General features: G+C 46.4%; 13 protein-coding genes. 2 read left to right on the plus strand and 11 right to left on the minus strand.

The genetic code is table 11. From position 1 onward, the window contains the following. Window positions 1-210: 210 nt before the first annotated feature. The 4 genes from QUA78_RS10050 to QUA78_RS10065 form a co-directional block, all read right to left on the minus strand. A complete protein-coding gene (locus QUA78_RS10050; RefSeq protein ID WP_333398748.1) occupies window positions 211-1,083 on the minus strand; it encodes an MBL fold metallo-hydrolase in 873 nt (290 codons plus the stop codon). A 250-nt stretch (window positions 1,084-1,333) separates the two neighbouring features. Then, window positions 1,334-2,572: an HhoA/HhoB/HtrA family serine endopeptidase gene (locus tag QUA78_RS10055; protein ID WP_333398749.1), complete on the minus strand. Its 1,239-nt coding sequence runs from the start codon at window positions 2,570-2,572 to the stop codon at window positions 1,334-1,336. 577 nt (window positions 2,573-3,149) lie between these two features. Beyond that, window positions 3,150-4,232 carry an AI-2E family transporter gene (locus QUA78_RS10060; protein WP_333398751.1) on the minus strand — a complete coding sequence of 361 codons (1,083 nt, stop codon included), beginning with the start codon at window positions 4,230-4,232 and terminating at the stop codon, window positions 3,150-3,152. Between the two features lie 263 nt (window positions 4,233-4,495). Next, on the minus strand, window positions 4,496-5,569 hold the full coding sequence (locus QUA78_RS10065) for a D-alanine--D-alanine ligase family protein (RefSeq protein WP_333398752.1): 1,074 nt from the start codon (window positions 5,567-5,569) through the stop codon (window positions 4,496-4,498). A 409-nt stretch (window positions 5,570-5,978) separates the two neighbouring features. Between QUA78_RS10065 and QUA78_RS10070 the strand changes: the two genes are divergently transcribed. Beyond that, the gene (locus QUA78_RS10070) at window positions 5,979-6,248 is read left to right on the plus strand and encodes a hypothetical protein (protein WP_333398753.1); all 270 of its coding nucleotides are present in this window, start codon (window positions 5,979-5,981) and stop codon (window positions 6,246-6,248) included. Between the two features lie 21 nt (window positions 6,249-6,269). On the opposite strand, the gene miaB is transcribed toward QUA78_RS10070, so the two are convergent. From miaB to nfi, 7 genes are all read right to left on the minus strand, one after another. Then, the gene (gene miaB, locus QUA78_RS10075) at window positions 6,270-7,613 is read right to left on the minus strand and encodes a tRNA (N6-isopentenyl adenosine(37)-C2)-methylthiotransferase MiaB (protein ID WP_333398755.1); all 1,344 of its coding nucleotides are present in this window, start codon (window positions 7,611-7,613) and stop codon (window positions 6,270-6,272) included. A gap of 256 nt (window positions 7,614-7,869) precedes the next feature. After that, entirely contained in the window at window positions 7,870-9,024 is a 1,155-nt protein-coding gene (locus QUA78_RS10080; RefSeq protein ID WP_333398757.1) for a DNA cytosine methyltransferase, read from the minus strand. 137 nt (window positions 9,025-9,161) lie between these two features. Then, window positions 9,162-9,590: a hypothetical protein gene (locus tag QUA78_RS10085; protein WP_333398758.1), complete on the minus strand. Its 429-nt coding sequence runs from the start codon at window positions 9,588-9,590 to the stop codon at window positions 9,162-9,164. A gap of 199 nt (window positions 9,591-9,789) precedes the next feature. After that, window positions 9,790-11,790 carry an FHA domain-containing protein gene (locus QUA78_RS10090; RefSeq protein WP_333398759.1) on the minus strand — a complete coding sequence of 667 codons (2,001 nt, stop codon included), beginning with the start codon at window positions 11,788-11,790 and terminating at the stop codon, window positions 9,790-9,792. 104 nt (window positions 11,791-11,894) lie between these two features. Continuing rightward, a complete protein-coding gene (locus QUA78_RS10095; protein ID WP_333398761.1) occupies window positions 11,895-12,425 on the minus strand; it encodes an FHA domain-containing protein in 531 nt (176 codons plus the stop codon). 476 nt (window positions 12,426-12,901) lie between these two features. After that, entirely contained in the window at window positions 12,902-13,186 is a 285-nt protein-coding gene (locus QUA78_RS10100) for a KGG domain-containing protein (RefSeq protein WP_333398762.1), read from the minus strand. A 394-nt stretch (window positions 13,187-13,580) separates the two neighbouring features. Continuing rightward, window positions 13,581-14,234, minus strand: coding sequence for a deoxyribonuclease V (gene nfi / locus QUA78_RS10105; protein ID WP_333398764.1), 654 nt, complete (start codon window positions 14,232-14,234; stop codon window positions 13,581-13,583). A 623-nt stretch (window positions 14,235-14,857) separates the two neighbouring features. On the opposite strand from nfi, the gene QUA78_RS10110 reads away from it, so the two are divergent. Next, the gene (locus tag QUA78_RS10110; protein WP_333398765.1) at window positions 14,858-15,691 is read left to right on the plus strand and encodes a prohibitin family protein; all 834 of its coding nucleotides are present in this window, start codon (window positions 14,858-14,860) and stop codon (window positions 15,689-15,691) included. Window positions 15,692-15,744 lie beyond the last annotated feature (53 nt).

Here is a 15,744-nt window from a genome sequence, read left to right on the forward strand (position 1 = left end):
TTTGGCTGGCATACATTCTAACTAATGAGCGCTTATTTTATATTTATATTATACAATCTAGCTGCGTATCAGCTTATCACTTTGGTTGCCATTCCAAAGGCTTAATACCCAATCCGGCTTAAACATCCCCTCTTATTCTTAGTCGCCCTCGGCTCGGAATCTATGTGTGTAGGATTGGCTACTGCCGAGGATAGAAGGGGTTTTAAACTATTAAGAATCGACCATCCAAGCAATACATTTCCGCATTTGCTTGCTCATTGTTTCTCGATCGGCATTATACCTGCGGCCGTGTCCAGGCAACACCCACTCAAACGAGTAAGTAGCCAAATTCTGCATAGATTTGATTTGTTCCGGCCAAGAATACCAACAGACTTCGTGAAAGCCAACTAGCTGCTGCAAACTTTCCGACCAAGCAAGATGATCGCCGCTGAACAAAAACTTGTTATTGTAAAGCAAAACTGTGTGACCTTTCGTATGGCCGGGAACAGGTATAATCAACAAATCATCGGCTATTTGATGCGGTTCGCTGCCCCCCAATTGAATTTCTACACTGCGAGTACCCGCGTTAATTTCGTCAGCATGGAGAATGCGATCGCACCCAAAATGATCGCGGTATTTTTGATGGTCTGCTACGTCGTCGCGGTGAGTCAAGTACAGATAGCGAATGCCACCCATTGCTTCTATGTTTTTGACTAGCGGCGGCACAAAACGGGGAGAATCAACTAAAACATTGCCCTCTGGACGGACAATTAAATAGCTAGCAGCACCGTAGGATTGCTCTGAATGGTAGCCGCAGTGATAGACATTTTCAGCTACGAGTGCGGGCAACTGTTGCTGAACTTGTTTGATGTTTTTGGGTTTTTCAACAGTGCCGATGGAACTTGTGGGACAAGACAAAAGAGCCGCGAGCGATCGCACTTCTTCCATCTCGTTAGTTGGCTGGTGGTAAACAGCAGACTGTTCTCCATCTTGAGTAAATACTTCAGGTGCCATCCACCGACAAGTATCGCAGTCAATGCAGGTACTGTCTACATAAAAGTTACCGTTAATATTTTCAGTACGCCTCCGATTAATGTTAGCCATTGTTCTACCTCTTAATAACCCATATAAACTATGGTAACTTACTATAACGAGTACCCCCGACATCCCGCCAGAGGTTTAAACCCCCGTCTCACAGCACAATCCGGTTAAAACCGACTAATAATTACTCCCTATTTATTGACAGTAGCTTAGTATCAGTCCTATCCAAGAGGACTGATACTTTGAGGCAGGGGTTTAAACCCCTGCCGGACTCTTGCTTCTGCGTGCAAGATATAAGTTTCAATCAACAATTCTACTGCTGCTTCTCGGCCGCTGGAAAAGCACCCGCTTTCACGGCCACAGTAACAGGTTGTCCGTTGCGGCTCACTTCAAGCTGCAGATCGCTGCCCACTGTACTTTTCTCGACAATTTGCTGTACGCTGCCAGCATCGCTGACTTCTGCACCGTTGATTTTCTCGATCACATCGGCAACGCGAACTCCAGCTTGTTCTGCCGGAGAACCTTTGGCAATTCCCAGAACCAATACGCCTTTATCTTCAGTCAGCCTCAATTTGGGGTTGGGATTTTTATTGAATTCTGCCTTGACTTCGGGAGTAATGCTCAACATCCGAACGCCGAGATAAGGATGTTCGGCTTTGCCGGTTGTTACTAATTGCTGAGCAATTTGTTGTGCTCGATCGATCGGAATCGCAAAACCCAATCCTTGAGCGCCTTGAATAATTGCCGTATTCATGCCGATAACTTGACCGCGCTGGTTCAGCAGCGGGCCGCCAGAATTGCCGGGATTGATCGCAGCGTCGGTTTGAATAAAGCTGACGCGCTTGTCGGGAACACCGACATCGGCGCTAGAACGGCCTGTAGCGCTAATAATGCCCACAGTCACAGTATTGTCCAAACCGAGGGGATTGCCGATCGCGATCGCCCATTCTCCCGGCTCTAATTCTTCAGATTTGCCCAAACTCACCACAGGCAAATTGGTAGCTTCAATTTTAACAACAGCCACATCAGTAACTGTATCTACGCCTAAAACTTTGCCGACAAAATCGCGGCCATCCTTCAGTTTTACCGTTACCGTATCCGCGCCATCAACAACGTGAGCGTTAGTCAAAATGCGACCGTCGGAACCAAAAACAAAACCAGAACCAGAACCCCTTTCTACCCGATTTCCCGGCTCAATCGGAGATTCCGAACCGAAGAAGCGACGGAATTGCTCGGGGATCTCATCTGGAACTTGGTTCCTCACCGTGCGAGACGAATTAATCCGCACCACTGCGGGACCGACTTCCTGCACAACTTTAGTGACAAAATTAGAGTCTTGAGAGGGCAATATATTTGCAGGTAATGCTGAGATTGGCGCTGTAGTTGAAGGTTCAGCTTGAATGGCGTTAGAACTTCCAGGAACTTGAGAAGTTAGGGCGTTGCACCCAACAGTTGCGGTGGAGCCGAGCAAAAGTAGGGATAAAAAAGCAAGTTTTTTCGGCAAATACAAACGGCTAGAACGCTGAGATGCAGTCATATTTTTGGTTGACATAGTATTGATTTGGTGGGAGTTAGAGCGAGAGTTATAATTATGGTTTTGCATTTTTAGCACCTACTGTAATTAAGTTAGAAGTAAAGGCTCTTTAATTTTAATTCAAGCATTTGTGATGTCTGCTTGACTGGTAGGGTTTACCCTACAAGCTGGGGTAGAAACCCGACAATTGCAGGAAAATTGTGTGTGGATTCCAGCTTTTGAGTGCGATCGAACTGAGCCTGCATTGGAGAATTGCCTCAGATTCCAATAATCAAGACTACGGCTGCAGGCCAGGATATTCCGCAATGGCATGAAATGTTGACTGAATTGATATCCGAACTCTACAACAGTCCTGAAATCACAAAAACCTGGTTAAGAGTCAAAATCTTCGTTGTGAGCGATCGAGGTTCACGTAGAAACGGGGTTTTTGACCCCGCCTGCATCGAGGACAGCAGCTAAAGCACCCGGAAAGCCTAAACCTAAAGCAGGAAGTAAAAAACCTGTAAAGCCTCAAGCTAAAGTACCAACTAAACCTCAGCCACAATAGCCGGCCAAAACTCCATTAAAATCTTAAATATAAACCGAGTTTGCAATTTTATTGATCTATAGATTTAATGGAACTAACCGAATCTATTTCCCTTGACTTGTTCCTCGAAATTTCCAAAGTATCAACAGTATTCTTAATAAAACCAGCCATCGGCACAGCAACTAACAAACCTGCTACTCCAGCCACCTTAACCCCCACCAGCAGCGACACTAAAATCCACACGGGATTGAGACCGATAAAACTGCCTAATAAGCGAGGAGCAACTCCGCTTTCAATTACTTGCTCAATTATTGTAGCGACAGCTAAGACTGTGACGCCGAGCCAAAAGTTGTTTAATGTGATCAGCAAACTGACAATGCAAATACTGAAAGGTGCCCCGAAGGGAATCATAGTCATTACACCCACACCCAAACCGAACAGCAGTCCGAAAGGAACTCGCAAAATTAAAAAAGCAACAGTCATCGACAGTCCCATCAAACCCGCCAAAGTTGCTTGCCCGACGAAGTAGTTGTGGAAGCTTCGCGCCAGCAACTCTCGCAATTGAAGGTTCAGCTTGGAGGGAAACCATTTAAACAAGCCTTCCCAAACGCGATCGCCGTGCAAGAGCAAGTAAAATGTCAGGACTATTGTGAGGAGGGAATTCAACAGACTGTCTGCAGCACCCAAGCCAAATTTGAGAATTTCGCCAGTGAGAGACTGCAATTGAGATGAAAGTCGATCGCTCAATTGGGTCGTCAAACCGCTAACATCAATGCGGAGATTGCGATTTTCCGCCCATTTGTGAAACGCTTCAATCTGTTCTGTGCCAGAAACTATCCAAGTCGGCAGTCTGGTGGCGAGTTCAGTGATTTGGTTTAGCAAAATGGGAGCCAGAGTCAGACCTAAAACCACCAATAGCAGTAAAGTCAAAAACAATACCGACAAAACTGCTCGATCGCGCTTCAAGCCGTATCTGTGCAGAAAGCGCACTGGATAATCTAGCAAAAAAGAGAAGACTGTAGCGACGATCAAAACTGTAATCAGGGCGCGAAAATATTCAAAGACTAGGAGGGCTAACCAGCAGTTGAGTACCGCTAGGGGAAAAAACAGTCCGTAAGTCCACCAATGCGACAGTTGAGTGAAACGTCTCATCTAAGTTAACCGAGTTAAATTTTAAGATGCAAGATGTGAGATTGACGCTGCTATTCGCCGTTCTCCCTTAAACATTTTATGTTGCATTTAATTTATACCAGCCTGCTAAAAATTCCCTGTTCCTTGACCAGCAGCAGAAATAGGGCTGCGGGCAGGCACTGCCTGCCACAACCATGTTATATCGTTTCCGCTGGCATGGATATATTACCGGCAAAATAATTTATTTTTGGCTATTGGCACGGAAGCAGTTTGCGGCTCGCGATTCAACCTTTTTCCCCGTGCCGTTCGAGAGCTAATTGAATTAAACGGTCTACTAATTCCGGGAAAGAAATGCCGTCCGCTGCCCACATTTGCGGATACATACTGGTAGCTGTAAAGCCGGGAAAAGTGTTGATTTCATTAATCAAAACTTCTCCGGTTGATTCAATGTAGAAAAAGTCTACTCGCGCTAAACCGGCTGCATCTACAGCCAAAAAAGCTTGTACTGCCATTTCTTGGATTTGCGAGACGATCGCACCGCTGACTTTTGCCGGTATTGAGCAATCGGCTTGTCCCTGGGTATATTTAGTTTCGTAGTCGTAGAAATCGCTTTGAAAAGTAATTTCTCCCACGCTTGAAGCTTTGGGATTGTCGTTACCCAAAACTGCACATTCTAATTCTCTAGCAACCACACCCGCTTCGACAATTATCCGCCTGTCGTAGCTGGCGGCGCTATCGAGAGCTGCTTCTAATTCAGCGCGCGATCGAGCTTTAGAAATTCCCACAGACGAACCCAAATTCGCCGGTTTAACAAAGCAAGGATAGCCCAAAGCTGATTCAATTTTGTCGCACAGCTTGGGGAAAACGCAAGGATTAGACCAGATTTCGGAACGGTTGACAGCGATGTATTTTACCTGCGGCAAACCAGCGTGAGCAAAAGCCATTTTCATCGCAATTTTATCCATTCCCAGCGCCGAACCTAAAACCCCCGAACCGACAAAAGGAATTTGCATTAATTTCAGCAACCCTTGCACCGTACCGTCTTCACCGTTTGGCCCGTGCAAAACAGGGAACCAAACATCTACGGTATTAAAATTAGGAAACTGTCCAGACGCGGCAGAGTCGTCTTGTCCGGGTTGTTCCTCTATTTCCACAGGTTTTCCGGTGGCTAAGACTTGTTGAGGTAATGTTCCCGACAGCCAGCGGCCGTTTTTTTGGATGTAAAAGGGCAGAACTTCGTATTTAGAGGCATTTTCGTCAGCAGCGAGGGCGCGGGCGATCGCCCGCGCCGAACTAATTGAGACTTCGTGTTCGCCCGATCGCCCCCCGAACAATAGCCCGATCCGCATCGTTGTCATTTTTCAATACTCCTAGCACTTTTTGACAAATATACACGCAGTTAGCGCAGCCAACGCAGAAACGAACCGCCTTAAAACTACTTATCTCCTCCCTCCCACTCTTCCTCTGTGTTCTCTGCGCTCTCTGCGGTTAAAATCCCCCCTCCCGCCTGTCAAAAGCCTGAATTCCCGCCCGGTCATTTTCAGTTAAACCGTCGCCACAATCCACAGCAAACAGCCACAGTTAGTCAAAAATTGCATCCCCTAAACAGCTTAAAATCCCATCATTTCCCTCAGCATTCGATTCCCGGTTTCTGGCCCTCACTTGAAACAGTTTATTTCCTTCAGCGCAGCCCGATATTCCCGGAATCAACAGAAACGCTTAATACTCCAGCCATCCTCAGTTGTCGGAATAGTTGTTTACAGCAAAATGCAAATTGGTTTATTTATTATTTGCTGCCGATATTCAATTATATTGTTTCCGGTTGCACCGGAATTATATAGAGGACACGGCAGTGCCGTGTCCCTACCGGGATTAATTGTAGGGACACGGCACTGCCGTGTCCTAGCTGTGAGTAATATTAATGCCGATGCTACCGGATTTGATATTACTTATTTCCACAAATCTAGTTGCGATTTAACCACCCTACAATTTCAGTTGAGAGTATTGAGTTCGCCAACATTATTTTGGGTAATTTAACTCAAAACTCAAAGCTCAAAACTATTCCAGCATTTCTCCTGTCAAACTAAAAGCGCGAATATCTGTAATTTTAACCCGCACAATATTACCAGCCAATTCAGCAATATCGCCCTTAAAAAATGTCAAACGATTGCCGCGAGTGCGTCCCATCACCTGAGTTGAATCTTTGAGATTCTGGACTTCCACCAAAACCTCTTCAGTGCGTCCGAAATAGCGCTGCGATCGTTCCATCGCCGTTGTTGTCACTACATGATTGATTCGTTGTAGGCGATCGGCTTTCACCTCCTCACTCAACTGATTTTCCCACAAAGCCGCCGGCGTCCCAGGGCGAGGGGAATAAGCCGCAGTATTCACCAAATCGAAACCAACGTCTTCGATCAACTTCAAAGTCTTCTCAAACTGGGCTTCTGTCTCCCCAGGAAAACCCACAATCGCATCCGCAGTAATCGAAGCATCCGGCATATAACGGCGAATTGTATCAATAATCCGGCGGTATTTTTCCTGAGTATAACCGCGCGACATCGCCTTCAAAATATCATTATCTCCCGACTGAAAAGGAATGTGAAAATGTTCGCAAACCTGCGGTAATTCAGCACAAGCCTTAATCAATCTTTCAGTAAAATAGCGCGGGTGGCTAGTAGCAAATCTGAGGCGATCGACACCAGGCACATCCTGCAAAAAATAAAGCAAATCCGTCAAAGTATGCTGGTTGCTGCCGCCCGGTTTTGTCCCCGGCAAATCGCGCCCGTAAGCATCAATATTTTGCCCCAACAAAGTTACTTCCTTGTAACCTTGACGGCCCAAATCCTCCATTTCCGCGCGAATCGCCTCTGGCATTCGCGACTGTTCAACCCCGCGAACATTCGGCACAACACAATAAGTGCAGCGTTCATTGCAGCCGTAAATTACATTCACCCAAGCAGTCACCTTGCTGTCGCGGCGCGGCTTAGTAATATCCTCCATAATCTCAACAGCTTCAGTCGCCACAACTTGATTGCCCTCAAAAACTTGTTCCAGCAAATCTTCAAGTCGGTTAGCGTGTTGCGGCCCCATTACTAAGTCTAATTCCGGCACTCTCCGCAGCAGCGCTTCACCTTCCTGCTGCGCCACGCATCCAGCTACAATTAAAGTTAAACCCGGTTCTTGGCGCTTGCGATGAGCTTGCCTTCCGAGGTTAGAATAAACTCTTTGTTCGGCATTGTCGCGAATTGTGCAAGTATTGTAGAGAATCAAGCTAGCTTCGTTCGGGTCTTCCGAGAACTCAAAGCCCATATTTTCGAGAATGCCGGCCATCCGTTCCGAGTCGGCTTTATTCATCTGGCATCCGAAAGTAGTGATGTGATAGCGGCGGGGTTTAACGGTCATGGCGAATTGCAGGCAATAAAAAATATAGGTTTTCAACCTTAACCAACTATTATATAACAAGTCTAAACCATTTGTGAATTTTTCTTTTTATTAGTTCATTTAAACAACGGCGTTCACCAATCTCTAGCGTGTGTGAGGCGCAACGATTAACTGTTACAGAGGGCTAGAAAGCCTGTTGCTACGAGTTTTGGGATTAGTCACGACAAATCTAGCAATAAACCGGGTTTCTGAGATACTTTTGCGCTTATTTATCTATTTATTTTGTCTGTAAAAACTGTAAAATTGTTTTGGCAATACCTTGTGCAGCCAAATAAGGAACCCCATTGCCAACAGTTTTAAACATATTAGTCAACGTCATCTTTGCCGGTAGTGCAAAATCTTTGGGCAGTGACTGAATAGCCAGCGTTTCTGCAACAGAAAGTCGGCGAAGTTTGTAAGGGTGCAAGTGAACTTCGTTATTGCCGTAACAAGCTGTTGGCGAATAACGCCACCGGTGCAATCGCTTGAAAGATTTTTTTGAATCATCTCCTTCATCAACGGAAGCAAACCGCTTAAGGCCTGCTTTGGGTTGGAAATAGTGTTTGGCATTGGGATGGTTGAGAACGTCATTTTTTTGGAACCAAAACTCAACGGTTAACTCTTTGGGAATACCATCGGGGCAAGGCAACAAACTACCACCTGCAAAGGCAGTTATATTCGGCCAAGGATGAGAAAAAATTTCTGATTTGGGATATAATATCTGACTTGGCCAAGGAAATAAACTTTCGGCTAACATTTGGCTTTTTTCCTCTAGGGAAATGCCCAGATTTTTGATAAGGTTTTTTCTAAATCCAATCAAAATAATTCTCTCTCTATCTTGCGGGACACCGTATTCTATCGCATTAATTAAACGTTCGGCAAAAACGTATCCCGAATCAGCCAACTGATTTTTGAGTGCGTCGTAAAAAGCTTTATGTTTTTTTGTTTTCCACAAACCTTTGACATTTTCAAATAAAAAGAAATCAGGCTGCTGCTGACAAATTAATTCAATGTATGAAGCTGAAAGTTGACCTTTATCTCCTTCCCCACCTCGGTTTTTGCCGCCAATAGAAAAGTCAGGACAAGGCGGCCCCGCGATAAATCCCACAATATCGTGATGCTTGCGGGCATCCTGCATCAATTCCCGCAGGCGAAAAGCTGGTTCTCCCCCTACAAGTCGAGTTACATCTGCTTCCTCTCCTTCACAATATCCGTATTCTGGTAGCGGCAAATTCAGGCACTGCCGAGAATAGCGGTATGCTTGCATGAAAGGTGGAAAAATTTCATTGACATACGCTACATTAAAGCCGATCGACTCAAAACCCAGATCGAGCAACCCTGAACCTGAAAAAAATGAGAAAATACAGGGGATGGGGAATTGGGCATTGGGCATGGGGAATTGGGAATGGGGCATGGGGAATGGGGCATGGGGAATTGGGAATTGGGAATTGGTAGAATGGCCGGAGCGGGTTTATGAGATTATTGGTTTGAGGCGATTATTGTGGGTAAAACCCGCCGCTACAGGTATGATTACAACCATTGACCGCCTCGGAAACGCCAGTAAGGAAAGAAAATCCGCATCAGTGTTTGCGATGCCAGATAAATAGCCAGCCACACTAAACTATAATGCAATGCAAAAGCTCCCAAGTCAAAATCTTGTGCAGGTATCCCGGGCAAACCGATAATTTTGATTAAAAATAACACAAAAAGCGCTTCCCAAATCCCAGCGAGCAATTGAAACGCCCCAGGCCAATCTCGATCCCAGCGAAACTGCTGGATCGAAATATATAAAGCATCCCAGCCGATGCCAAAAATCGCTACATACCCTAAAATCCAGAAAAAGATTGAGCCTGATTGGGAGGTAATTAAACCCATAAAAAAGGGCAGGCTTACTAAAACGCCTACGGTTGCAAATAGTAATAACCGAGTTTGCCAGCGGCCGAATAAGGTGGGAGTCATGCGATTTTAGATTTTGGATTTTAGATTTTAGATTGAATGGGAAGGTTGTGCGATTTTAGATTTTAGATTTTAGATTTTAGATTGAATGGGAAGGTTGTGCGATTTTAGATTTTAGATTTTAGATTTTAGATTGAACGCGAAGCTCAGTTAAATCAATTAAATCTTCTACATTGCTTGTTGCCGAACTTCCTCCTTCAAGTTAGCCGGGAGATTTATTAAAAATCCACTTCAACCACTGCACGAACGATCGCCAAACGCTCAATTTCCGCACACCCGGAACTCGGTTGGCGGCCAGACTTTCAACCGAACGCAAGGCGGCGTATTGCAAGCCCAAAAAACTGTCTACCGGCGCGTAAGGCCCCCCCAAAGTAATCGCGCCGGCTGCGTAAACCCGACCTTCTGTGTTGCTAGCAGAAGAATTCCGCAATTCAGGAACTTCAAAATCATTGTTAACACTCAGCCGCCCCAAACCGTTGAGGGGAAGATTGTATTGAGCTACCAAATCGTTTAATAGGGGACTGGTTTTTACCTTAGCGTCCAAACCCGTAGCATCAATAATAAAATCAGCCTCTAACTTAATTTGCCCCTTGAGTTCCTTCTCCTGAATGTACGTCACCGTCCGGTTTTGACTGTCGCGCTCGACTCGCTCGACTTCCCCGAAGGTAATTTGATACCATCCTTGACTTAAACCTTCTTTGACAATCCGCCGCCAGTCGCTGCGCTGGGCTGTGGTAGTTCCGCCCCAGTCGGTGAGCAACTGCGGCCGCAATTCCGGGGCGGCTTGTTCCAAAAGTACGCGGAGTTCCCCGCCCCAGCAAGCTTTCGGCCAGTTGAAAGGTTGAAATTCGTAGTGATTTTCGACGCTGCGCTGAGCGAGGTTAAATTTGTTGCCCTGGGGTTTGGGCGATCGCATCAAATGCAATACTTGAATGTTGCGGTTCCGCTGTCGCGCTTCGTAAATTCGCTGCACCACGCGGGAAGCCACAATTCCCCGCCCTCTAATTAACACGCTGCCGCCCCTGGCCTCCAATTTTTCGTAAACGCCGTCGTGGTTTTCGTAAGCGTTGACAACCGACTCAAAATCCTGGGTTTTTTCGCGGTAAGCTTGCAAGTCGGGCAGAAATTGAATGGCGGGATAGCCGGTGGCTAAGTGTACGTATTTGGCGATTAAAAAAGCGTGGTCGCGGCGATCCGCATTCGATCGAGAATAAGCGATCGCGTACCTGCCGTCATCTGTTTTGCGAATTCCCCGCACTCTACCGTAGCGAAACATCTGATTCCACCCAATTCGATCGACTTCCCTGTCAATAGAATCAAACACATTCCCCGCGCGAGGCGTATAAGTTTCGGCAAAAGTCGGTTCGGCAAACACCTGCCACATCAACTTCAACGACACCCCCAAACGCCCTTTCAGCAATTCCTGCCAAGCTTCCCGCAAAGCATAGGGAGGCCACCCCCAAATGTTGTCTGGACAAGAGTCAGAATTCGATCGCAGGCGTTCCCGCAGCGGAATTTGAGAATTCAGGCACAGACGCCGATAGCGGGCGTAAGGTTGCTCTTCCATGCCCAAAACCGCAATTCGATCTGTTTTCACCCCGCAAATTCTCAGCAAATCCACCCACATCAAGCTGCCCAAACCGCCGCCAACGGCCGCCCAATCAACTTCTGCCACACGGACTCCCATAGATTGGAGCGATCGCATATTCACTTGAGAAGCGTGCAAAAATGCGATCGGCGGAAATTCTCCCCTACTACGTGTTTGAGGAAGCTGCAACACCATTTGCTGGCCCCGTGGGTCTGGCCCATTGGTCTGCGGGTTAAAGAAAATGTGAGAATTGACCGAGGGCGTTTCTGGGGAATTAATAGCAAAAGAAATGCCGATCGCGTAGGGGCCAACTTGCAGCATATCCCCGTTTGCCAGCACGCACCGGGTTTGGCGAACGCCGTTAACAAAAGTACCGTTGCGGCTGCCCGTGTCAGTGAGTACGATACTGTTACCTTCGGTGCCAATCACTCCGTGAAAGCGAGAAACTTGACTGCTGCTGAGCGCAATTCGAGAAACTCGTTCCCCGTTGAGTGTGGCGGGCATAGCTTCAAAAATTCGTCCCAAAGCGATGGGTAAGTCGAGTATCGGGGATCGACAATCCCCCGTAGCTGTATCTGTCCAAGTCAGTCGCAGGCGCAAGGGTTGAGAATTCATGATTATTTTTTAAACATCAGCCTTCGGCTTTGAGCTTTCTGCAACAAAGATTTTTGAAATTGAGAGTGTTTAGCGGATAGGCCGATTTTCCCTTTTTCAAACATTCACGGAGAGATCATCACACTCGCCGCCGCCGCCAAAGAAGTACCGCACCACGGACACCCCGCATTCAACTGCGCGTAAGGCGAAATTCGAGTGCACTTCGGACACTGCAAACCATATTTTGAAGGCCCCGTCGGCCCAGAGTTACCCGGTGCGGGAGGCCCGGACAGCAAAACAGTCTGCGGCGCGGCTACCTCCACCTCAGTCACCTTCACCACCTCGATTTGCACTTGGCCTAAATGGATGCGGCTTCCCGGACTCAATTTTGCTTCGCCTCGGGCGAGAATTTTTCCGTCAACCAGGGGCGGATTGCTTTCGCGCAAATTCCGCACTGCATACTCCTGCAATTCCTGATTAAAAAATATTTCAACCTGCAGACCCGATACGCTGGGATGGGAAAATACTAGATCGCACTTCGCCGGATCGCGCCCGAGCCTCACGGTTCCCGGATTTTTGCTCGGCTGTCCGTTTTGAATTGTCAGAGTTTGACGCACCCCAGCTTCTGTCCATGCTAAAGTGAGCTGGTTTGTCATGATTGTATAGTTTGCTCAAAAATATAAAAAAATATTAGCTGATTTATTTTGAGGACGGACTTCCTCACTAAAAAACTTAATTAGAATTATTGACGCCGACTCGATCGAACTTCTGAAAATATTATGTGCAGCTAAACAAAAAAGCCCCGAAGTCAGGGCTTTTTGTGCTCGTATTGGCTTTTTTTGAGAGACTGACTCGCGCTTGCCAGCTTTTCTTTCCCACAAAATTATTCACCCCAGTGCAGCTTTGTTAAAATTTTGCTGTTAAAGATTTGCCAGCGATTGCTAAAAACTAATTGCTGTGGGGTTTTCAGATTTGCGAAGCTTTGGTGCGCTAATAAGGAATTTTGGAGGTATGGCGATCGAACTATCTCGGGAAATTCGATCGCCCCACCTCCTCAAACGCTCAGTGTCCTAGTGCTATCTCTCAAGCTGCAACTGTGTAATCTTTCGTTGCAGCGCCAGCCTGGAGATACTTATTCGCTCTTGCGGCTTTTGCGACCGCCTTCGCGACCAATTTGAGCCATGTGTTCGCGATTTCTGCTGACAGCTTCGCCGCCTTTCTGGCCAGCTTCTCTGGCTTCTTCAGGGGTGAATTCGTGTGCAGTTCCTTTCTCGTGTGCAGCTTTTCCGCCTTTGCTAGCAATTGCGCGCTGTTTTTCTGCATCCATAGAAGCGAATCCGCGTTTGCTTTTCTCAGCCATGACTGTCTCCTTGTTTTTTTTCTGATTTTTTAGCTCGATCGCGCCTTCGCCTCCCACTGTGGTGGGTACTCCCAGTCAGTGGTGAGATATCCGACGGTAAATTATGAAACCTCATCTGACGAATCTCTGCTTTTGGTTTAACTCGCAGAATGAATATTTCATAATTTACAAATGTGAACTAAAAATAGTTCACGCCCGGGCACTATAGTTAGAGCCGCCAATGTTTAAGCAGGTTACTGTCTTTCAATCATTGTAGAAACCCCCCAACTTTTATACCTCTTTCTCAGGTATGGTCATTCTTTAGTTCGCTGGAAGGATGGAAACTAAAGCTGATTGGGGGTAGACTCAGAGGATTTTTTGACTTAACGGCGACACCTCAAAAATTAAAAGTCCCAAGAGGGATGCTTTTTTGTCTTTTTACTTTTTTTTTGATGCCTTCCGCGCTTGCCAGTTATCCCGATGTGAGTTGGTCTGCCGATCGAGTTGTTTCTGGTAAGCGATATTTTGGGGCGCAGCGCAGGACGTACTCGATCGCACTTTTCAAGTTTACCTTATGGCCTATGGAAACATAAATCGGTTTTACCCCTGTTTGCGTCCTCAGCGCTGCGCCTACCGTTGCTCCCGACCGCAGCAAGGGTTGCCAACTGCCCCGGTCGATCCCGACTTCTGAATGTTCTCCAATAAATCGATTTTTGGCAACTCCGATGGTCGCAATCCCTGTCAACACCCCCAAATGGCAGGCAAGACCGAACCTGCGGGGATGGGCTAGTCCTTGACCGTCGCACAATATCAAGTCTGGCCTCAAACTGATATTTTCCAAAGCCTCAAGGACTGCCGGCACTTCTCGAAAAGACAGGAAACCCGGAATATAAGGAAAAGTTGTAGGACTGCGAACCACAGCTTGCTGCTGCAACTGCAAGTCGGGAAAGCTCAGAACTGTTACAGCGGCCCGCGATACGTCGTCTGCAATGTCGTAGCCGACATCTACGCCTGCGACGTACCGAACTGTCTCCAATTTATTTTCGGTAATTACCTCTGACCGAAGCTGTTCTTGAATGGCGATCGCCTCTTCAATTGTCTGCGGCCAAGGGTGTCGCTGCAACATTAGGCATCTTTATTTAACCGTTCTCATCTAAGTTTAACTTATTTTCTGCCATTTTTAAACTCGGATTTTTATCCTTTTACACTATAAATTCACAACTTGCGTAAGGAGTCTTTCTTTATACTCTGGAGGTTTGAGCAAGGCGGGGCGAGGCTTATTCTACCAATAGAGTCTGTACGTCGGAGAATGAAATTCTATCTTTCGCGGCTTGCACCAACCCGCAAAGGTTTCACCGCCGCTGACCTCCAATTTTCTACTCAAAATTCACAAAAAATACCTATTTGATGCTGATTTTTTAGCTTTCTAGAAAGCTTTCTCTTTGCGATCGCCATTTTATCGCTTGTCGGAGAGCGATCGAGCTACCTATTTACTTCTTTATCTAAAATCATCCCCATTGTCAAGATGAGTGAAACATTTATTCATCAATAATCTCAGCCAGCTACAAGTGCCATTGTTCATCCCCGCTCATAGATATAAGAGGTTCCCAGACCCTCACAACTATATGAGTTTTATGAAAAAAAATAAATGAATTTATGAGTTGTTGCACCATTAGCATGAAGTTATAATCTTAGATCATAGCGAATATAAAACTAACATCCAGTAACACAACATAGCTGAATTAACCTATGAAAACCATGCAAAGAGTTCAGTACAACCTAGCTCTCTACATCGTCGGTGGCATCGTCTTCACGATAGCCGCCTTAATTTTAAGACCTTTTGCCATCGTCGGCGCAGGGGAACGCGGCGTCATGATGCGCTTCGGCAAGGTTCAAAACGCGATTTTAGATGAAGGCATCCACCCGATTTTACCGATCGTCACCTCTGTAAAAACTCTGAGCGTGCGGGTACAAAAAACAGATTTGAAAGCAGATGCAGCATCCAAAGATTTGCAAAGTATTACTACAGATTTGGCAGTCAACTGGAATGTTGACCCCGCCAAAGTAAATCAAGTTTTCCAACAAGTAGGAGACGAAGAAGAAATTGTTACCCGCGTTCTGAGTCCGGCAATTTCCGAAGTTCTCAAAGCAGCAACTTCTAAAAAAACAGCAGAAGAAATTATCACTAAGCGCACGGAACTCAAAACAGAAATCGACAACAGCCTCAAAAAGCGTTTGGAACCTTACGGCGTCATCGTCAGAGATGTTTCGTTAATAAATTTTGGCTTTTCTCCAGAATTTAGCAAAGCTATCGAAGCCAAGCAGATAGCAGAACAAGAAGCTAAACAGGCAGAATTTACAGTTAAAAAAGCAACCCAAGACGCTCAAGCCCAAATTAACCGCGCTAAAGGTCAAGCCGAAGCTCAGCGCTTGCAGCGGCAAACTTTAACTCCTGAAATTTTGCAGCAGCAAGCGATTGAAAAATGGAACGGTCAGTTTCCGACAGTAATGGGAGGAGGCGGAACTTTGCCCTTAATTAATATTGCGCCGCCGAGCTCTCAAGCTGCAACTCCTGCTAAATAAGCTGCTGCGCATCTCGATTAACGGAGCGCGGGGAGAAGGGGAGAGGGGGAGAG

Origin of the sequence: Microcoleus sp. K4-B3 (assembly GCF_036704615.1) — a bacterium.
Classification (GTDB): domain Bacteria; phylum Cyanobacteriota; class Cyanobacteriia; order Cyanobacteriales; family Microcoleaceae; genus Microcoleus.